This window comes from Singulisphaera chitinilytica (assembly GCF_049331405.1).
In the GTDB taxonomy this organism is placed as follows: domain Bacteria; phylum Planctomycetota; class Planctomycetia; order Isosphaerales; family Isosphaeraceae; genus PoT.
The window spans coordinates 8,628,223-8,646,737 of the sequence record NZ_CP186274.1 but is presented as its reverse complement, the minus strand read 5'-3'; the positions used below and the strand labels follow the sequence as shown (position 1 = coordinate 8,646,737).

Genomic DNA, 18,515 nt, shown 5'->3' with positions numbered 1-18,515 from the left:
TCTTGAATCCGATTGGTCCTTATAGTGTCACGCGATTGTCGCTTGCATCCACGCGTTCGGGGTGTCATGCTTATTCGAGCCCGCGCGGATCGTTCGGCCGCGTGCGCATCGCAGGCTCCCCGGTGAAGCCTCATGACACAACCACGCCGCGGATTCACGCTCATCGAATTACTGGTCGTCATCGCGATCATCGGCGTGCTGGTCGGCCTCCTGCTTCCGGCCGTGCAGGCCGCACGCGAGGCGGCGCGACGCTCCCAGTGCCAGAACAACCTCAAGCAGATGGGGCTCGCGATCGCCAACTATGAAAGTGCCCAGGGCTCCTTCCCCTCGGGCGCGATCATGTACAGCGCGGCGGACGGTGCGACCAACTGCGGCGGGGTGATCGTCCACTCCGGCACCGGCTCGCCCCGGGATTTCACGATGCTCGCCCTGATCCTCGGTTACATGGAACAGGCGAACGTCTACAACGCGATCAATTTCAATCTCCGGGCCGATGGGATATTCGTCGCCGGTGTGAACGCCGGCGCGTGCAATAGCACGGCACTCGGTTCCACCATCTCCAATTACATCTGCCCCAGCGACGAGCTTCGAACTTCGAAGCTCGGCCCCGGCCCGATCGCCTACTCTCAGACCTCCTACTTCCCTTCCGGCGGGACCTGGAACACCATCGCCTACTACGCAGGCCCGGAGTGCTGGAACCAGGACCTCGGCAATGGTGCCTTCGACACGTACACGGCCTATGGTTCCTCGGCGTTCAGCGACGGCCTGAGCTCGACCATCTTCGCCGGTGAGTCGTCTCGGTTCCGCAACGACCCGGACTGGTTCTGCAACAACTGGAGCGTCTTCGCCTACAACATCTCGTCCCTCGCCGCCGCCACGACCAGGCCGCAAGGGTTCGCATACGAGGTGCCAAGGATCAACGCCAATTTGATGATCGGCGACTATCCCGACGGGGGGATCAATCCCCTACCGCCCGAGACCCACTGGCCCGACACGTACGACCACCGGGCCTGGGTGGATAGCCCGAAGTACAAGGATTACGGCCAGTGGGGGTTCAGAAGCCAGCATCCCGGCGGGGCGCAGTTCCTGTTCGGCGACGGCTCCGTGAGGTTCCTCAAGGAGTCGATCGACCTGGCGACCTACCGCGCACTCGGGACCAGGGACACGTCCGAGGTGATCTCGGCCGACGCCTTTTAGAGACCGTCGATCCGACAGTCAGCAAGGGGACCTTATGGATCGTAGGCTGATTCTTACTGCACTCGTGGGGGTAGCGACCGGCTCGTTCGGTTGCGACTCGAACCCGAACGGCCCGAGCGCACCGTCCGTCCCTCCTCCGGGCGCTTATCAACCCCAACCGGAGCCCGAACTGCCGGAGGCCAAGGGCAAGAATCGCAAGGTCCCGCTCAGGCAGGTGGGGCAGCCCATCAGCCTGCGGGAACCTGGTCGGCTCGAACCGCTCGGCTGACGCTTTCGACCGATCGGCGAGGTAGATGACCTCCTCGCCGATCGGACCTTGATTTGAGGGTCAGGCCTCGGTGAGCACCCCGGCTCCGAGCGAATGCTGGAACCGTGCGCACTGCGAGAAGAAGGTCAGCGGATTCTCGTAGACGACCTTCCGGATCAGGGCCTCGTCGTGGCCCCGGGTCTTGAGCTCGAAGATGAGCTCGGGGACGGCGAGCGGATCGCTGTGGCCCCAGTCGCCGGCCGAGTTCACCATGATCCGCTCGGTGCCGAACGTCTCGATCATGTCGGCCGCGCGGGCGGGCGTGCATTTGGAGATGGGATAGAGCGTCATCCCGACCCAGTGCCCCGCGTCGAGGGCGAGCCGGATCGTGTGCTCCTCGACGTGGTCGATGCAGACGCGCTCGGGCACGATCCTGGAGTCGTCCCGGAGCATGTCCAGGATCATCCGGGTCCCCTGGTACTTGTCGGCCAGGTGCGGGGTATGCACCAAGATCATCTCGTTAGTCTTCGCGGCCAGGTCGAGGTGCTCGAGGAAGACCGTCGCCTCGTTCCGCGTGTTCTTGTTGAGCCCGATCTCGCCGATGCCGAGGACGCTCGGGTCGTCGAGGAACTCGGGGATCATCGCGATGACCTCACGCGCGAGCGAGACGTTCTCCGCCTCTTTGGCGTTGATGCAGAGCCAGCAGAGGTGCTCGATCCCATACAGCTTGGCCCGGCTTCGCTCGAACCCGGTGAGCTGTCGGAAGTAGTCCCGAAACCCCTCCACCCCCGACCGATCGAACCCGGCCCAGAACGCCGGCTCGCTGATCATCCTGCAACCCGCCAGCGCCATCCGCTTATAGTCGTCGGTCGTTCGCGAGACCATGTGGATGTGGGGGTCGATGTAGAACACGTCGTCTGCCTCCTTAGCCCCAGGTCGGCGGAGTGCCTTGTGGGTGGATTCCGGCCCGGCGATTGATGGTCGGGTATCGTCGCCGGAATTCGAGGAAGTCCGGCGAGGTACTCCCATCTCCTAAGATACTGCAACAAGCCGCGGCCGGAAACCATCCGTCCCGGAACGAGGTCCACACGGATGGCCGATTCTTATCACCTCAGTCCTGCGGAAAACCTCGGAAGACTCCGTCCTCTTCGACAGCCTCGGCGTAGTCGTCGTAGTCCATGTTCGCGTTGGAGAGGTTGTTCTCGATGCCCCACAGCTCGCGCGTGATGACGCGGAAGCTTTGCCCCGGCTCAACATCAAGGTCTACGACGAAGATCGGGCGTTTGGCGTCGCTGTACGTCGCCTGATCGGCGATGAACGCGAAGGTGCAATTCTCATCCCCAACGGTCAGCTTCAGGGGCTGTTCGATCGTCAGTCCTGCGTACGCAGGGGCGTGGATGCAGGCGAGATGGACTTGAACCCATCTTCATGGGGCTTCGCGAGTTTGGCGCAGAGGTCATCCCACCCGGCGTCGTTTGAGAAGTCGGTCCGAATCAGGAGAATCCTCGGTCTCGGACAGCTTCTTCACGTTCTCGCTCCGTTTGCAGGTGCCGACGTGGGTTGCCTTGGGTTCCAGGGGCGTCGGATCGTTTCAAGAAGAGGCCGTATGTGAGCCTGGCTGGCACGAATTTCGCGACAATTGTGCTGCAATTCGATGAGCGATTGTCTCGCAATCGTGGGAGAGGAGCCGCGATGCGGCTCCTTAACTTCCACCGGGTCTTGAGGTTGCGAATGTGATAATCGGACCCGTGTAGTTGCCGACGGAAGACGGCATAGATTGTCGTAATTGCATAACCGACAAAATCACTACAACCCTACTTGGAGTGTGCTTTATCGGCCGGGAGTTCGAATCTTCCTCGCCAGTCGGAATCGTAGTCGAGGGAGAAGATTCGTTGGATGGTCTCGGCGCGGCCGGGGCCGGGTTCGAGGAGGGCCTCTAGGGCCTGGCGCACCTGGGCCAGGCGACGGTCAGGGGCTTCGCCGGGGCGATTCGTGGCCCTGTCGTGGCGGTCGAGGGCGGCGGCTATGTCGAGGATCCGGCATCTCGTCTCGAGGAAGTCGCGGTTCAGCACTTCCGAGGCGTCGCGCGTCTGGCTCATTCTCGTCATCTCTCTCGCTCAGGCCGCAACGTCTTTTGCGACCGCAAGTTGGTCCTTCACGATCTTCCCAAATCTTCCGAATCCACGCAAATTATTGGTTTCGCGGTCAGGCGCTGCTATTCTAGGATTGTTTGGATTCTTTTTCTCAAGTTCGGATGCTGAAGGCAAGGAAGTCCGCCTTCTTGGTACCAGCCAGGAGCTACTCTCATGAAGTCGCCATGGATCCGAGCCGGATTGGTCTCTGCACTTTGCTTGGGCTTCCTCCCTTCAGGGACGCACGTTTACGCGAACTGGGGGCGGTCGGGGGCGGTCTACTCCGAGACTGTGCTCGGGGTCCCCACGTCGTACGTCGTCCCGACGTCGTATGTGGAGACGTCGTACGTCCCCACGTCCTACGTCTCGACCTCGTACGTCCCGACTTCGTATGTGGTGGAGTCTGCGGCGGTCGTGCCGACGAGGTACGTCTATCCGACGGCCGCTTATTACACCCCCACGACCTACGCTGAGACGTCGTACCTCTTGCCGACGGCATACACCACGGCTTACGACCTGCCCAGCTACTCGCTCACGCCGACCTCGTATGTCTCGCCGCTCTACACGACCGGCTACTACGCGCGTCGCCCAGGCTTGCTCAACCGCCTGTTCGGTCGACGGACCTACGTCGCCACCTCGGCCAGCTACTACGTCCCCTCGTCGTATGTCGTGCCGACGACGTACGTGCCGACCACCTATGTGCCCACGACGAGCGTCTATCCGACCATCTATGACTTCCCCGTCGCCACCGTGGCGAGGGCGACGACCTCGGCCGACTGCGGCACGATGACCGACGTCGCCACCGTCGACGCGCCGGTGACCACCGTTCGCCCCAGGGCGGCCGCTCCCGCCCGGGCGAAGGCCCCTGCCCCGACCGTCGAGAGCACCCCTTCGGCGAACGAACCCCCGCTGGAAGACACCACGCCTCCGGCGGCTCCTTCCAAGCGAAAGGCTGATCCCCGGCAGGACGAGGTTGGATCGGTGCCGTTCCCGTCGGCTCCGGTCGGTGGCGGCAAGGATGAACTCGAACCCGAAGAGAAGAGCACGGCCAAGCCTGCTAATGCTGGTGGCGCCACTCCCGCGGCGCCCGCCCCGGCCCCGGGCAAGGCGAACGACGGTGGGCTCAACATCCCGCCGCCGCTCGGCCCGGCTGACGTGCCCGCCGATCCCAAGGAGGCACCCAAGGAGCAGGTCTATCGGATGCCCCGCGACACCCGTCGGGTGGTGAGCCGCCCGATCTACTCGCAGATTGGCCGGACCAGCCAGAGCATGCTCGAAGGGGTCGTCGTCGACAGCGACTCGAATGAGGCCGAGGAAGGGGTTCGCGTGATCATCTCGAACCGCGCCCGGGCCTTCTCCGACCGCGTCGTCACGACCAATAACCTCGGGCAGTACGCCGTGCGTCTCCCCGACGGCGACTGGACCGTCAAGGTCACGATGCCCAGCGGCCGCGTCTATGCCGTCAGCGAATTGACGATCAGCAACGGCTCGATCGTCGATGACCAGGGCCGGGATATCCCGACCTTGACCATCAAGCGCTGATCGCCCGGTTTGATGATATGATGAAGCCCGGAGCCTCCCGTTCGGGGGGCCCGGGTTTTCTTTTTGGCCCGACGGCGATGACGCCTCGAGCCAGATCGGCTCAATGGCGAGTCGTGATCATGTCTTCCGTCCAACACCTTTCTCAGGCTACGCGGCCCAACATGGCGGAATCCACCCCGGTTCGCGTTTGCTACGTGGTCAGCTACTTCCACCCGCTCGAGAGCGGCGCGGAACGCCAGGCCCTGGCACAAGGAGTCGAGCTCTGCCGTCGAGGACACACCGTCCACGTCGTCACCCATGCGGTCGATGGACTTCCACGCGATGAGGTGGTCCAGGGGATCCAGGTCCATCGCTGGGTGAAGTCGTCGAAACGTGGACCGCTCTTCGCGCCGACGTTCGTCTCGGGCGTGGTGCGGTCCTTGATCCGACTTCGACCGCAGTATGACATCGTCCACACCCATCAAGGGCTCTGGGAGGCCGTCGCGACGGGCCTGGCCAGGCCTTTCCTCCGGGGGGCCCCGACCCTCGTCCAGCCGGCCAGCTCGGGATACTACGGCGAGGCCGACGAACTGCTCCGGACCCGGGGCTCGGCGATCCTCCGCCGGTTGATCCTCCGCAACTCCGCCTTCGTGGCGATCTCCGCCGACATCCAGGATCAGTGGAGGGCCCTCGGCGTTCCGGCGGACAAGATGACGCTCCTCGCCAGCGGCGTCGACGCGGAGTTGTATCGTCCGGGCCCGAGCCAGTATGACGGCGACTTGCTGCCCCGTCCCCGGGTCGTCTTCACCGGCCGACTCCACCCGCAGAAGAATCTCGACCTGCTGCTCGACGCCTGGCCCAGGGTCAGCCATGCCACGGGGGCGAACCTGATCCTCGTCGGGCATGGGCCCGAACGTCACCGGCTCGCCGAGCGGGCGAAAGCCCTGAAGATCGAGGATCGGGTGCAGTTCACCGGAGCCGTCGCGAACCCGGCCGAGATCCTGCGTGCGGCCGATGTCTTCGTTCTGCCGAGTGTCGCGGAGGGCATGAGTAATTCGTTGCTCGAGGCCATGGCGACCGGCTTGCCCTGCGTCGCGACCGACATCGGCGGAAACTCCGACCTGCTCGAAAATGGCGTCGGCAGGCTCGTTCCGTCGAACGATCCGGAAGGCTGGGCTCGGACCCTGATCGAGGTCCTGACCCAGCCGGATTTGAAGCGACAGCTCGGGGAGTCGGCCCGAGGGCTCATCGAGCGCGAGTTCGCGTTGCCGGTCGTGATCGACCGCTATCTCGCCCTCTATCGACGCATTTTAACGCCTGGCGCGGTTGGGTCGTTGGAGCCGGCGAGGAATCGCGGGTAGGAGCCCGCTTTATCGTCATAGGGGGCGGCCATTCGCTATAATTCTCTTAAGTCGGAAGCACTAAGGACGGTGATGAAACCCTTGTCCAAGGCGTCGGCCCGCGCCGGAAGCTCGGGAGGCACCTTACGATCGGCTCCCCAATGTCCCCCTTGTTGAAGGCTCCGGTAGTCCTGGCACACGGGCTCTTCGGCTTCAAGCAGATCGGCTTCGGGCCGGTGAGGCTGACGACCTACTTCCGTGAGATCCCCGAGTTCCTCGCCGCGGCGGGAAATCGGGTGCTCGTCACGAAGGTGCCCCCCATTGCCGGGATGGATTTCCGGGCCAGGAGCCTGGCGGAATCGATCGAGTCCGCCTTCGGCGACGAGCCGGTGCACATCATCGGCCACAGTTCCGGAGGGCTCGATGCCCGCTGGTTGCTGACCGACAGCTCCTGGCGCAAGCATGTCTTGAGCATCACGACGATCGGCACGCCCCACCTCGGCTCGGCGATCGCCGACTTCGCCAAGATCCGGTTCGGCCGGATCTACCGCCAGTTGACGTCGCTGGGCGTGGATCACCGCGGGTTCGTCGACGTCACCCGCAGGGCCGCGCGGGCCTTCCACCGCCACGCACCGGCCCCGAGAGACCTCCCCTGCTTCAGCGTCGCGGGGGCGCCGAACTCGGAAGACGTCTGCTGGCCCCTCCGGCGGATCCACGACGCCCTCTATGAGCTCGAAGGCCCCAACGACGGACTCGTCGCGGTCGACTCGGCGCTCGCCTTCGGGACGAACCTGCCGGTGTCGCACCTCGACCACCTCCGGCAGGTCAACTGGTTCGCCCCCGAATTCCAGCCTCCCCCGGCCTTCGAGCTTTACGGGTCGATCCTCGAGAACCTCGTGAACCACGGGTTCGGCGAGAGCGAGGCCGTCGAAGGCAGGATCCCGGTCGTCGTCGAGGCCTGAGCCTCGCCTTATGCGAACGTCTCGAGGCTCTCCGCCTTGGGGACGGGCTTCGACGTCGCCGTGCGGTCGAGAAGCACGGCGACGGTCATGTCGCCGAGCACGTTCGAGGTCGTCCGGCAGCGGTCGAGGAACCAGTCGATCGTGAGCAGGACCGGGATCTTGTCGGCCGGCAGGCCGACGGCCGCGAAGATCAAGGGGAGCGTCACGAAGCTGCCCGACGGTATCCCCCCCGCTCCGACGCTGGCGACGAGGGTGGTCACGACGATGATGAGCTGGTCGATCGTCGAGAGGTTGAACCCGAGCGCCTGGGCCATGAACAGGACGGCGGTGGCCTGATAGAGCGCGGTGCCGTCGTTATTGAAGTTCGTGCCGACGCAAGCGGCGAGCTGGCTCGACTCCCTCGAGACCCCGAGTTTATTGGTGAGGGCGTTGAGCGTGATGGGCATCGTCGCGGCGGTGCTCGCCGTGCTGAACGTGCTGGCCATCACGTTGGAGGCCCCGCGCAGGAACCGGAGCGGCGACATCCCCCCGAAGACGGCCATCACCACGAGATACCATGTGACCTGGCACGTCAGCCCTCCTAGCACGACGACGATCAGCCAGATGAGCGACTTGAAGACCTGGATCCCTTCCTTCTGCCCGACGCTCGACGCCACCACGCCGAAGACCGCGAACGGCACGAGGGCCACGACCCAGAGCAGCACCCGCATGAGCAACTCGAAGCCGAGGTTCAGGAGGTCGACGACCCCCTTGTATGTCGTTTCGCCCCGGGCCTGCTGCTCGTTGCGGATCTTCACGAGGCCGATCGAGAGGGCGAGCGTGAGCAGGACGAGCTGGGCCAGGTTGTTCGTCGCGAAGGCCTCGCCGACGCTCTTGGGGACCAGCTCGATCAGGAGGTCCACCACCTCTTTCTTGGGCGGGGGCGTGGGAGGGTTGGCCAGGTCTACGAGCTGAGCGCCCTGACCGGGAGCGATGAGGTTCGAGAGCAGGAGGCCGAACCCCATCGCGACGAGGGTGTTGATGAGGTAGTAGACCATCATCAAGAAGCCCTGTCGGCCCCGGATGTCGTTGGAGACCACCGCACTCAGGATCGCGAGCACCACGAGCGGCGCGGCCAGGGCGTTGAGGGCCCTGATGATCAGTTTGGGCAGGATGTCGATGCGGGCGATCGAATCACCAAAGTAAGACCCGACGGGGATGGCGAGGATCACCGCCCCGATCACCCAGATGTAGAGGGGGATCCCCCCCGGTCGGCTCTCCGGCTCGTCGGCCCCGGCCAGGTTTTCCACTTCGATTTGCGACATCCGTCTCCCCTCAAGATCGCCCGATCTCCCCTGGCCGTCGCGCGGCCCTTGCGTTCGGACCGTCGTTCATACGACATCTCTCGACCCGCGGCAAGCATGGGGATGGGCCGGCTGCCGGATCCGACGTCCCCGGATCGTCCCGACGTCCGGAACCTCGAAGGCGGATTTCGCCCGATTGCAAAGCCCTTTGTCGGCACGGATAATGGAAGGAGTTCAGATCTTCGAAACGCAGAAACGCCATCATGTTGCGGCCGGGGCAATGCGCCGGGCCGGGGAGTAGGATGCGATGAGCCGAGACCCCGAAGACCCCCGTCCGCCCCGGAGGCCTAAGGCCCCCAGGCCCGCCGATGCCGACGAGTATGGCGTCGGCGACCAGGCCTCGACTTGGCGACCGAGCCCCCATCCGCCCAAGGATCCCGAACGCTCGGGCCTCAAGGCCTCGAAGTCCACCAAGGGGCGATCCCTCGACGACATGGTTACGGAGCGGATCAAGCCGGACGCCGGGCCGAGCTGGTGGGAGCGGATCGTCTTCGGGCAGGTCAGCTCGGGGCTGCTCTCGCAGTTCTGCAGGCAGTTCGCGGCCTACCTCAGCGCGGGCGTGGACATCATCAAGGCCCTGCAAGGGCTCGAGAAGCAATTCAACGGCACGGCGCTCGGCCCCGTGATCGGCCGGATGACCCTCGGCATCCGCAAGGGGGATACCCTGGCCGACGTCGTCGCGAAGGAGCCGGGCGCGTTCGACTCGCTCTTCCTGAGCATGATCCGCGTCGCCGAGACCCGCGGCGGCGTGCCCGAGACCCTCCGGCGGATGGGGCAGCACTACGAGGGACGCCAGAAGCTGATCCGCCAGGCACGCTCGGCAATGATCTATCCGATCGCGGTCCTACTGGTCGCCTCGGGGGTCGTCGCCCTGATGACGATCTGGATCCTGCCGATGTTCGCCCAGATGCTCAGGGAGATGGCCCCGAAGACGAGCCTGCCCTTGCCCAGCCGAATCCTTATGGGCTTCAGCGACTTCATGGCCAAGGCCGGGTGGATCGTCGTTCCCGCAATCATGGTCGCGATCCCCTTCGTCGGGCTGAGAGTCTATGGCTCTCCGGCCGGGAAGAAGCTCCTCGACAAGATGGCCCTGTACGTCCCGGTCCTCGGAGCTTTGCTTCGAAAGATCGACACGACTCGCTTCGCACAGACGTTGTCCGCACTCCTGGCGGCCGGTGTCGACATCGGGACTTCGCTCGACCTCACGGCCGATGTGATGCGGCTCGACCCGTTCCGAAGCGCCATGAAGAAGGCGAAGAAGTCGGTGATGGACGGCGGCGACCTCAGCACGGCCCTGTCGCGAGCCAACTGCTTCTACCCGGACGTCATCGCGATCGTGGGTTCGGGGGAGGACACGGGCAAGATCCCCGAGTCGCTGGAGAAACTGGCTGAGGACTATGAGGAGCAAGTCACCTACATGGTGAAGAACATGGGTCAGCTCGTCCAGCCGATCTTGATGGTCGTGATGGGCGGGGCCGTCTTGTTCATCATCCTCGCCGTCTTCCTCCCCTACATTTCCATGATTACGAGCCTGACCCGTTAATTGAGGGTCCTCGTCATCCGGAGGGACGGTCACGGTTCGCCGCTAAGGATGCGCGTGTCTCGTGCGGTGATCCCAGGCGGCGAGGCCGACCGCCATGAATACGCAGAGCACGGCCGAGAGCCCGATGGTCGAGGGCAGGCCCCAGCTTGACGCGAGCTTCCCCGTCCAGAGCGAGCCGAGGGGGACGGAACCCGAGAAGGCGATCATCCAGATCCCCATGACTCGGCCTCTCAGGTGGTCTGGCACGGAGACCTGGATGAGCATCTGCATGGCCGAGTAGAAGACGACCGCCCCGAAGCCGATGCCAAACAGGCAGATCGACGCCAGGCCGACTCGAGCTCCGCGAGGCCAACTCATCGGCGCGAGCGTCGGCAGGGCCGCCGCCGCGGCGAGCGATCCTGCAAAGAGGAGGAGGCCGCCGACCAGGAGCTTTTCCTTGCGGCGGAACCCGCCGAGCCAGGCCACGGCGAAGGCGCCCAGAGTCGCCCCCACGCCGCTGCTGGAGAGCAAGACGCCGTAACCGCCGACGTCGGTGTGGACGACCCGCTTCGCAAAGGCCGGGATCATCGCGTCGTAGCCCATCCCGATGATCCCGAACAGCGTCATGGCCAGGAACAGGATGCCGACGCGACGATCCTGCCAGGCGTATGAGAAGCCTCCCAGAACTCCTCGGTGCTCGGTCCTGGGCGCCGGCGCCTCGACGACCACGCGTCTCGGTATCGACAACACGGCCATGATGGCGGCCACGTAGCTGAGGCCGTTGAGGAAAAAACATACCGTCTCGTCGAACCGGGCCAACAAGATGCCCGCCAGGGCCGGTCCGATGACGCGCGAGGCATTGAAGAGCCCGGAATTCAACGCGATGGCGTTGGTCAGCTCCTCGCGGCCCACGAGTTGATACATGAAGACCTGACGACTCGGCATCTCGAACGCGACGCAGACGCGGGTCAGGGCCAGGATCAGCGTCAGGAGGCGGACATCGGCGACCCCGGAGCCGATGAGCCCCGCCAGGGTGAACGCCAGGATCATCTGGGCAATTTCCATCAGCAGGATCATGTTCCTCGGCACGACGCGGTCGGCCAGGGCGCCCGAGAAGACCCCCACGAGGAGGCCGGGGAGGACGCTCGCCGCCGCCACGATACCAAGCCAGAGCTCGGAGTTCGTGTCCTGGAAGACGATCCAGCTGACCGCGGCGGCCTGGATCCAGGCGCCGACCAGGCTGATCCCCTGCCCGATGTAGAACCGGCGATACGACGGATTGTCGAGCGCGGAGAACATTCGCGGGAGGTAGGAAGGACGCTCGGTGGCAATGCGCTCGGACATGAGATCCTTCGCTTCAGAGTCCATTCAGCGGCCGGGCGTCATCGACACCGGCCCGCTCAATCGGCTTGCTCGTCGGGCGTCGTCGCCACGACCGCGTCCTTTGCCGCTGGAATCGTCGTCTCCACTTTCACCTCGGCCGGCGGGGCTTCCAGCCCGAAGGTAGCCAGGATGTAGTAGAAGGCGTAAGCCACCACGAAGCCCAGGACCGCGGCCGGCTGGATCTTCGCCAGGCTGGCGTTGTCGAGCGCCTTGCCGACGAGCGGGACGAGCCCGACGAACAGCCCCAGGGCCCACGCCAGGACCCCGGCGGGGTTCACGCCTCGCCTGGCCCCCGGCCAGACCCCTCGAGAGCGGAGGTATCCGGCCGCCAGCACACCGAGCATCGGCCCGAAGAGTGCACCCATAACGGTGAAGATCTCTTCAAGTCTCGTGGGGAACCGCGTGATGGAGATCAGCCATGCGACGGGCGTCGCCAGCAGGATGAAGCGGAGTCGCGGCCAGCTCGGCCAGACGGCGTTGAACCGGGAGCCGAGTATGAACGCCCCATAGCAGGCCGGCGCCAGTGCGGAGAGCCCGAAGAGGAGGAAGACCGCCCCCGCCAGCCAGGGGGGGAAGCCGCCGAGGAGCAACGCATTCTGGAAGGTCGCCTCGATCGAGGGCTGGCCGCCGACTCCCTGGGGCAAGACCCCGCCGGCCCTGGCGGCGCCGCCCGAGGTCACGAGCAGGCCGAGCGTGGCGACGATCCATGAGGCCATGAAGACCCCGACCAGGCCGCCGATCCGCACATCCTTGGGGCTCCGGCTGGTGGCTCCCCAGTCGGCCGCCGCCGTGGCGGAGCAGGCGAAAAAGCCGAAGATCCACTGGATGACGAGCGTGAACGCCTCGAGTCGCCCTTGCGGGTTGAGCGGGGCGAGGACCGGCTGGATCCCCTCGCCGATCGGAGTCCCCATCGCCCCCTTGAGCGTCACCAGCGTCGCCAGGCCCAAGGAGAGCGCGGGGAAGACCGGGTAGACGTTCATCAACGCGAGGATGACCCGGAGCAAGTATCTCCCCACGAGCGCGGCGGCGTACAGCCACGTCAGCGACGTGATCAGGAACAGGATGCTGGGGAGCTTCATCGAGTCGAGGACGACCGGTTGCAACGCGTGAGCCGGCAGGAGCCCGATCGAGACGAGCCCCTGGAGCGACCAGCTCGTGGCATAGTGGGCAGAGACCGCCATCCAGACGACCTGGACGATCCCGACCAGCAGGTGCGTGAACCACGGAGCCCCGCGCTCGCCGAACGTGTCGGTCCCGAGCACCTCCGTCGCGAACCCCGTGCGCTGGCCCCACATGGCCGGGCCGTAATAAAGCAGGAGGTAGCAGAGGAGTCCCCCCGCGGCCGCCCCGATGACGCACCAGATCAGGCCGCCGAGCGGGAGCGCCCTGCGTCCGAGCTGGTCGAAATAGACCATCCAGAGGAAGAGGCTGATGAACGTCGGCGCGATGCTCGTCTGCCAGGGCTTGCGAACCAATGGAGGCGTCGCCGTGGCGGATTCCGCGGTGACGGCGGGGGTGTCGTGATTCTCGGGGCTTTTGCTCAACGCACCTTCGGCGGTATCCACAAGCGTCTCGATTACGGAGTGCTGCGCCGGGGCAGTATCGGTGGATTCGGTGTTGGGCGACCCTCGCGAGCGAGCGAACGTCGCCAGAGAAGTGTAACCGGCGTGGAGAGGGCGAGCCTAGTCGACATCGAAACCGCGTGGCCAGGAACGAGCCTGACCACGCGGTTCGTGGATGGTCCCAGACCCCTCGGCCGAGAACGGGCTCGAGGGGTATTCTCACTGCGGCTCGCGACTTAGAAGTCGGACGCGAGCTCGGCGGGCGCGAACTCACTCCCCTTGAGTACCTCGGGCTTATAGCCGCCTCGAGCCTTATCGCTCAGAGCGATGGCGCCGAAGATGAACACGAGGATGACGGGCAAGGCCGAGACGTAGCGGAAGGACCACTTGGCCCCTTCGCTCTGCGCCTTCAGGACGATGGCCCTGTCGGCTTCGGGCAGCGCCTTGACCTTCTCGGCGTCGATGACGAACGCCGCGACCTTCTCTCCCTCGACCTTCGCGGCTCCCTCGGCCTTTCCGGGCTCGGCTGCAGCGGTGGCCACGACGGCACTTCGAAGGTTTGCCGGCAGGGCCTCATAGGTGATCTTGTCGTTGATCTTCCCCATCTCGGGCGAGACGAAACCGATGGCGAGGTTACCGATGCAGCCCATCAGGCCGAGGAGGAACGCACCACCTCGCGGGAAACGCTCAGCCGTGACGCCCAGCATGGTCGGCCAGAAGTAGACGATGCCGAGGCCGAAGATCGTGGCGGCGACGATGACCGTCGGCGTGTCATAGGCGAAGCTCAACGCATAGAGGCCGATCGCCGAGAGGATCGACGAGCCGGTGAGCATCCCGACCGGCGAGAGCCGGTGGGCGATCGGGCCGGCGAAGTGACGCAGGACGAACATGATGGCGCTGGTGCCCATCAGGACGTACGTGCCGTTGATCCCGGCCGTCTTCTCGAGCACGAGGCTCTGCATGCCTTGCGGGGCGAGCTCGGTCGAGGCTGTCAGCAGCATGCAGAAGGCCCAGAGCAGGAACATCGGCCGGGCAACCTGGCCCAGCATCTCGCCGCTCGAGACGCCCGAGGCGACGCGCTCGGTGACCGGGAACTTCTGGATCATGAACAGCACGCCATAGATCAGCGTGGGGATGAAGATCAGGCCAACCTTCACCTGCCATCCGAACATGATGGCTTCTTTCTTGATGTCGGCGCCTACAGCATCCAGGCCCAGCCCTTTCGTGATCAAGATCGAGATCAGGCCGCCAAGGAAGAGGCCGCCCGGCCACCAGGCATGCAGCACGTTCAGCTTGTGGGTCTTCTCTGTCGGATACAGGGTCGCGGCGAGCGGGTTGATCCCGATCTCGACGAGGCCGTTGCCGCTGCCGACCAGGAAGGTCGCAAAGCAGAGGAGGCGGTATGCCGATTCCCCTGTGGCGATGAACGGGCAGGTGATCGTGAGCAAGGTCCCGACCAGGTGGCAGAGGAAGGCCAGACCGAGCATCTTCTTCATGCCGAGGAAGTCGACCACGAAGGAGCCGACCGCCATGGAGCTCGCCATCCCCCAGAAGGCCAGGCCCGCGATGAAGCCGAGCTGCCCCGCGTTGAGACCGAAGGTGGTGCCCCAGGCCGGCAGCACGTCCTGCCGGATCACGAACGAGAAGGCCGACGCGATCAGCGAGATACAACTCGCCACGAAGAGACGATTCGGATTCATACGCGCATTCTCCCTGGAAGCGATGATGACGCGGCCTACTTGAGCAGTTGGGGTGGGCGAGAAACTGGTAACGTCATACCCGACAGGTCATCGCTTTTCCAGTGGGACGAACCGGGATCCCTGGACGGAAGTCTTCGCAACCGAACGACTACCGGATCAAATGTTGCGCGATGATGTTTCGCTGGATCTCATTCGTCCCCGAGTAGATCGTGCTGCCGATGCTGTCGCGCAGGTCTCGCTCGATGCCGTTCTCGGCGACGAACCCGGCGGCCCCGAAGAGCTGGACGGCATCGAGGCTGTTCTTCACGAAGCATTCGGAGACGTGCAGCTTGGCGATCGCCGCGTCGAGGGTCGCGTCGCGCCCCTGGGCCTTGAGCCAGCCGATCTTGTAGACGAGCGGTCGGCAGGTCTCGAGCCGGAGCTTCATGTCGACGATCTTGTTGGCGACCGACTGGAACTTACCGATCGATTTGCCGAACTGCTTGCGCCCCTTCGCATGCTTGATGCAGCGCTCGAGCTGTCGCTTCATCGTCCCGAGGGCGCTCGCGAGGATGGCCCCGCGTTCCCACTCCATCGAGCAGTTGAAGACCTCGGCCCCCCGCCCTTCGCGGCCGAGCAGGCTCTCCGGAGGCAGCGTGCAATTCTCGAAGGCGAGTTCGCCCATCGGCACGGTGCGGACGCCGAGCTTGCGGATCTCGCGGACCACGCGGAAGCCGGGGGTATCTTTGGGGACGATGAACGCGCTGATGCCGAGGACCCCCTTGGCGGGGTCGGTCGTGGCGTAGCAGACGAAGAGGTCGGCGACGGGTCCGCTCGTCACCCAGGTCTTCCGCCCGTCGAGGATCCAGCCGTCGGACGTCTTGGTGGCCCGGGTCTGCATGCTGAAGATGTCGGAGCCGGCCTCGACCTCGCTGGCGCCATTGGCCCCGACGAGCGTGCCGTCGCAGAGCAAGGGGAGGTATTTCTTCTTCTGGGCGTCAGTCCCGTAGCGGAGGATCGGGATCGTGTTCGTCCAGGTCGAGGCGTTGATGGCGAAGATCAGGCCGTTGTCGGGGCAGCCGTAGCCGAGCCCTTCCATCGCGGCGATCGTCTCGGGGAGTCCGAGCCCCTTGCCGCCGTACTCGGTCGGGACCGGCAGCCCCTGGATCCCGAACTCGGCGCAACGCTTCCAGCCCTCTCGCCAGAACTCCCGGCGCTCGTCGCGCTCGAGGATGTCGTCGATGAGGTTCTCGCGGGCGTACGCGACGGCGTTGTCGTGCCAGGCCTGCTGTTCCGGACTGAGGGCAAAATCCATCGCTCTCGCCTCCTTGCAATGCGGTTCAGGGGGGATACGCTCGCGGGCATCCGTGCAATCTAATCACTGTCCCCCGCCCCGTAAACCCGCACAGCCTCGGGCGATGGTGCGGGCATTGACTTTGGAGCGGCCCCCACCCAAGATGAGTGGGCCCCTCGGATGGTCGGATTTCCGTCCACAAACGGGGGCGAGACAGACGGCCCCCGAGCCGAAGGTCCTGTCCGTGATTCGTGTGCCTCCGACGTCATGAGGATAGGCGGTTGGGTCGAGAGGAGCGTCGGCGTTGGGGTCGAGGAGCCTGGTCTATCGGGCGATCGTCTACACCTGGGCGTTCCCGACCACCTGCGTCGGCCTCGCGGCGGGGGCCCTCACGCTCGCCACGGGGGGGAGCGTCCAGCGCAGGCAGGGGGCGCTCGAGTTCTACGGCGGGTTCTCCAGGCGCTTCGCAGTCCGGTTCGGCTTCGCGGCCATGACGCTCGGTCATGTGATCATAGGCCGAGACTGCCATTGCCTCGATTCATGCAGGGATCATGAGCAGGCCCACGTCCGCCAGGTCGAGCTCTGGGGCCCGATGTTCATCCCCGTCTATCTGATGGCGAGCGTCGTAGCCTGGTGGCGCGGCGGCGACTATTACCTGGACAACTGGTTCGAACGCGACGCCCGACGCGCCTGCGGCGAATGGTGGTGATCGGCGCGTCGGGAGTTCCACTTCGCATGCCTCAGGTCGAGCACGTCGAGCGTCATTTCACCGCCAGCGAGTTCGTCCGCGACATCGTGATCGGGATGTCGGACGGCCTGACAGTCCCCTTCGCCCTGGCGGCGGGACTCTCCGGGACGATCCACGAGACCTGGATCATCGTCACCGCTGGGCTCGCCGAGGTCGCAGCCGGCTCGATCGCCATGGGCCTGGGGGGCTACCTCGCCGCGAGGAGCGACGCCGAACACTACGTTGCCGAGGAACGGCGCGAGTGGCGAGAGATCGAGACGGTGCCCGAGGTCGAAGTTGCCGAGGTCACCGAGTTGTTCAAGGCCTACGGGCTCTCGGCTGAGGAGATCGCCCCGATCACCCGGGCCTTTCGCGCCAATCCAAAGGCCTGGGTCGAATTCATGATGCGATTCGAGCTGGGGCTGGAGGAGCCGGATCCGCGTCGGGCGTTGACGAGTGCGGCGACCATCGCCGGGGCGTACATCGCGGGAGGCCTGATCCCGCTTGCCCCCTACATCCTCTCATCCGACTCGCGGTCGGCACAGTTGGGTTCCGTGGTCGTGACCCTCTTCGCCCTCTCGATCTTCGGCTACGTCAAGGGGCAGTTCACGGGGACCCGACCGCTGCGGAGCGCCCTGCAAACCACGCTCATCGGCGGGATCGCCGCGGCCGCGGCCTACCTCATCGCCCGCATGTTCGCATGAGCGGTCGAGATCCAGGTCGCGGCTCGGACGAATCACCAGCGCGAAACCGCCCGAGGTTTGAGCCCCGGGCGGTTCCGTTTGGTATCAAGTTCGTCTTCGCCTCGTGGGCGGCTCAGCCTCCGCCGAGCAGCGTGCTCAACAGGCCAGGCGGCTTGCCGCCGGGGACCACGATGCGGTCGCCGGGGAAGACCTGGTAGTTGGTCAGGCTGTCACCCCGATCCTTGATCCCGAACCAGTCGATCTTGAGAACCGTGTCGGGCCCGCCCGCCGGGTGGGGGCGGACGAGATAGGCCTTGTCGGGTAGGCTGTTCGTCCTGAGACCTGCCGCAAGGATTGCGTCGAGCACCCGTTCGTTCCCCGTGATGGGGAACTTGCCCTGGGTCGTCACGGTGCCGAGCACGTAGTAAAACTTGCTCGCGCTCCCGTTGATGAGCCTGACGGAGACCTCATAGGGCTGCTTCGGCTTCCGGGAGCCGGGCAATCTCGTGAGGTGGTCGGCGATCTTCCGCTCGGCCTGCTCGAGCGTGAGGCCGGCGACGTAGACGTCGCCCCCGAAGCCGAAGTCGATCGTGCCGTCCGTCTGGACGGCCAGCGTGGTGAGCGAGAGGTCCGGCACCTGCGGCTTGACCGAGACCTCGAGCTCGTCGGGGGGCTCGATCACGTACGGCGGCAGCGAGACCATCTGGAGCTCGCGCGGCTGGTTCGGATCGATCACCCCGTACTGCGGAATCTTATTGGCGCGGTGCGCATTCAACCCGCTGCAACCGTGGAGGGCTGGAACGAGGGTGAGCAGGAGCACGCCCAAGAGCCGGGCACGCGCCATTGGCATCCTTGCGGTCATCAGCCAACACCCTCTCGGGAACTGGTGACTAGCGAGTTGTCCGCGATCCCGTCTGCGATTG

16 protein-coding genes and 1 pseudogene are annotated in these 18,515 nt (G+C 65.2%); 8 read left to right on the top strand and 9 right to left on the bottom strand.

The features are described 5' to 3' along the window. Positions 1–132: 132 nt before the first annotated feature. Positions 133–1,197, top strand: coding sequence for a DUF1559 domain-containing protein (locus tag ACOYYX_RS33835; RefSeq protein ID WP_422927070.1), 1,065 nt, complete (start codon positions 133–135; stop codon positions 1,195–1,197). 34 nt (positions 1,198–1,231) lie between these two features. Next, positions 1,232–1,465 carry a hypothetical protein gene (locus tag ACOYYX_RS33830; protein WP_422927069.1) on the top strand — a complete coding sequence of 78 codons (234 nt, stop codon included), beginning with the start codon at positions 1,232–1,234 and terminating at the stop codon, positions 1,463–1,465. 60 nt (positions 1,466–1,525) lie between these two features. Here ACOYYX_RS33830 and ACOYYX_RS33825 read toward each other — a convergent pair whose 3' ends face one another. The 3 genes and pseudogenes from ACOYYX_RS33825 to ACOYYX_RS33815 form a co-directional block, all read right to left on the bottom strand. After that, on the bottom strand, positions 1,526–2,356 hold the full coding sequence (locus ACOYYX_RS33825; RefSeq protein ID WP_422927068.1) for a TatD family hydrolase: 831 nt from the start codon (positions 2,354–2,356) through the stop codon (positions 1,526–1,528). A 199-nt stretch (positions 2,357–2,555) separates the two neighbouring features. Next, a pseudogene (locus tag ACOYYX_RS33820) lies at positions 2,556–2,938 on the bottom strand (DUF6924 domain-containing protein). A 320-nt stretch (positions 2,939–3,258) separates the two neighbouring features. Next, positions 3,259–3,543, bottom strand: a complete 285-nt coding sequence (locus ACOYYX_RS33815) for a hypothetical protein (RefSeq protein WP_422927067.1) — start codon at positions 3,541–3,543, stop codon at positions 3,259–3,261. A 207-nt stretch (positions 3,544–3,750) separates the two neighbouring features. Between ACOYYX_RS33815 and ACOYYX_RS33810 the strand changes: the two genes are divergently transcribed. The 3 genes from ACOYYX_RS33810 to ACOYYX_RS33800 all read left to right on the top strand — a co-directional run bounded on the left by ACOYYX_RS33810 (position 3,751) and on the right by ACOYYX_RS33800 (position 7,399). Then, a complete protein-coding gene (locus ACOYYX_RS33810; protein WP_422927066.1) occupies positions 3,751–5,118 on the top strand; it encodes a carboxypeptidase regulatory-like domain-containing protein in 1,368 nt (455 codons plus the stop codon). A 119-nt stretch (positions 5,119–5,237) separates the two neighbouring features. Then, entirely contained in the window at positions 5,238–6,458 is a 1,221-nt protein-coding gene (locus ACOYYX_RS33805) for a glycosyltransferase family 4 protein (protein ID WP_422927065.1), read from the top strand. A 140-nt stretch (positions 6,459–6,598) separates the two neighbouring features. Further along, a complete protein-coding gene (locus tag ACOYYX_RS33800; protein ID WP_422927064.1) occupies positions 6,599–7,399 on the top strand; it encodes an esterase/lipase family protein in 801 nt (266 codons plus the stop codon). A gap of 8 nt (positions 7,400–7,407) precedes the next feature. On the opposite strand, the gene ACOYYX_RS33795 is transcribed toward ACOYYX_RS33800, so the two are convergent. Then, positions 7,408–8,703, bottom strand: a complete 1,296-nt coding sequence (locus tag ACOYYX_RS33795; protein WP_422927063.1) for a dicarboxylate/amino acid:cation symporter — start codon at positions 8,701–8,703, stop codon at positions 7,408–7,410. 286 nt (positions 8,704–8,989) lie between these two features. Between ACOYYX_RS33795 and ACOYYX_RS33790 the strand changes: the two genes are divergently transcribed. Further along, complete coding sequence (locus tag ACOYYX_RS33790) at positions 8,990–10,285, top strand: type II secretion system F family protein (RefSeq protein ID WP_422927062.1); 1,296 nt, start codon at positions 8,990–8,992, stop codon at positions 10,283–10,285. A gap of 42 nt (positions 10,286–10,327) precedes the next feature. Here the strand turns inward: ACOYYX_RS33790 and ACOYYX_RS33785 are convergent, their stop codons facing one another. The 4 genes from ACOYYX_RS33785 to ACOYYX_RS33770 all read right to left on the bottom strand — a co-directional run bounded on the left by ACOYYX_RS33785 (position 10,328) and on the right by ACOYYX_RS33770 (position 16,203). Next, entirely contained in the window at positions 10,328–11,608 is a 1,281-nt protein-coding gene (locus ACOYYX_RS33785) for an MFS transporter (RefSeq protein WP_422927061.1), read from the bottom strand. Between the two features lie 56 nt (positions 11,609–11,664). Then, positions 11,665–13,212, bottom strand: a complete 1,548-nt coding sequence (locus ACOYYX_RS33780) for a purine-cytosine permease-like transporter (protein ID WP_422927060.1) — start codon at positions 13,210–13,212, stop codon at positions 11,665–11,667. A 233-nt stretch (positions 13,213–13,445) separates the two neighbouring features. Continuing rightward, positions 13,446–14,909, bottom strand: coding sequence for an MFS transporter (locus ACOYYX_RS33775; RefSeq protein ID WP_422927059.1), 1,464 nt, complete (start codon positions 14,907–14,909; stop codon positions 13,446–13,448). Positions 14,910–15,057: 148 nt separating this feature from the next. Continuing rightward, the gene (locus ACOYYX_RS33770) at positions 15,058–16,203 is read right to left on the bottom strand and encodes an acyl-CoA dehydrogenase family protein (protein ID WP_422927058.1); all 1,146 of its coding nucleotides are present in this window, start codon (positions 16,201–16,203) and stop codon (positions 15,058–15,060) included. A gap of 283 nt (positions 16,204–16,486) precedes the next feature. On the opposite strand from ACOYYX_RS33770, the gene ACOYYX_RS33765 reads away from it, so the two are divergent. Then, positions 16,487–16,891, top strand: a complete 405-nt coding sequence (locus tag ACOYYX_RS33765) for a hypothetical protein (protein ID WP_422927057.1) — start codon at positions 16,487–16,489, stop codon at positions 16,889–16,891. Between the two features lie 26 nt (positions 16,892–16,917). Next, the gene (locus tag ACOYYX_RS33760) at positions 16,918–17,613 is read left to right on the top strand and encodes a VIT1/CCC1 transporter family protein (RefSeq protein WP_422927056.1); all 696 of its coding nucleotides are present in this window, start codon (positions 16,918–16,920) and stop codon (positions 17,611–17,613) included. A 112-nt stretch (positions 17,614–17,725) separates the two neighbouring features. Here ACOYYX_RS33760 and ACOYYX_RS33755 read toward each other — a convergent pair whose 3' ends face one another. Further along, positions 17,726–18,436, bottom strand: coding sequence for a polysaccharide biosynthesis/export family protein (locus ACOYYX_RS33755; RefSeq protein ID WP_422927055.1), 711 nt, complete (start codon positions 18,434–18,436; stop codon positions 17,726–17,728). Between the last annotated feature and the right edge of the window lie 79 nt (positions 18,437–18,515).

Coding starts and splice junctions, on each gene's coding strand:
- ACOYYX_RS33835 (WP_422927070.1), top strand. CDS start 133: ATGACACAACCACGCCGCGGATTCACGCTCATCGAATTACTGGTCGTC.
- ACOYYX_RS33830 (WP_422927069.1), top strand. CDS start 1,232: ATGGATCGTAGGCTGATTCTTACTGCACTCGTGGGGGTAGCGACCGGC.
- ACOYYX_RS33815 (WP_422927067.1), bottom strand. CDS start 3,543: ATGAGCCAGACGCGCGACGCCTCGGAAGTGCTGAACCGCGACTTCCTC.
- ACOYYX_RS33810 (WP_422927066.1), top strand. CDS start 3,751: ATGAAGTCGCCATGGATCCGAGCCGGATTGGTCTCTGCACTTTGCTTG.
- ACOYYX_RS33805 (WP_422927065.1), top strand. CDS start 5,238: ATGTCTTCCGTCCAACACCTTTCTCAGGCTACGCGGCCCAACATGGCG.
- ACOYYX_RS33800 (WP_422927064.1), top strand. CDS start 6,599: ATGTCCCCCTTGTTGAAGGCTCCGGTAGTCCTGGCACACGGGCTCTTC.
- ACOYYX_RS33795 (WP_422927063.1), bottom strand. CDS start 8,703: ATGTCGCAAATCGAAGTGGAAAACCTGGCCGGGGCCGACGAGCCGGAG.
- ACOYYX_RS33790 (WP_422927062.1), top strand. CDS start 8,990: ATGAGCCGAGACCCCGAAGACCCCCGTCCGCCCCGGAGGCCTAAGGCC.
- ACOYYX_RS33785 (WP_422927061.1), bottom strand. CDS start 11,608: ATGTCCGAGCGCATTGCCACCGAGCGTCCTTCCTACCTCCCGCGAATG.
- ACOYYX_RS33775 (WP_422927059.1), bottom strand. CDS start 14,909: ATGAATCCGAATCGTCTCTTCGTGGCGAGTTGTATCTCGCTGATCGCG.
- ACOYYX_RS33770 (WP_422927058.1), bottom strand. CDS start 16,203: ATGGATTTTGCCCTCAGTCCGGAACAGCAGGCCTGGCACGACAACGCC.
- ACOYYX_RS33760 (WP_422927056.1), top strand. CDS start 16,918: ATGCCTCAGGTCGAGCACGTCGAGCGTCATTTCACCGCCAGCGAGTTC.
- ACOYYX_RS33755 (WP_422927055.1), bottom strand. CDS start 18,436: ATGGCGCGTGCCCGGCTCTTGGGCGTGCTCCTGCTCACCCTCGTTCCA.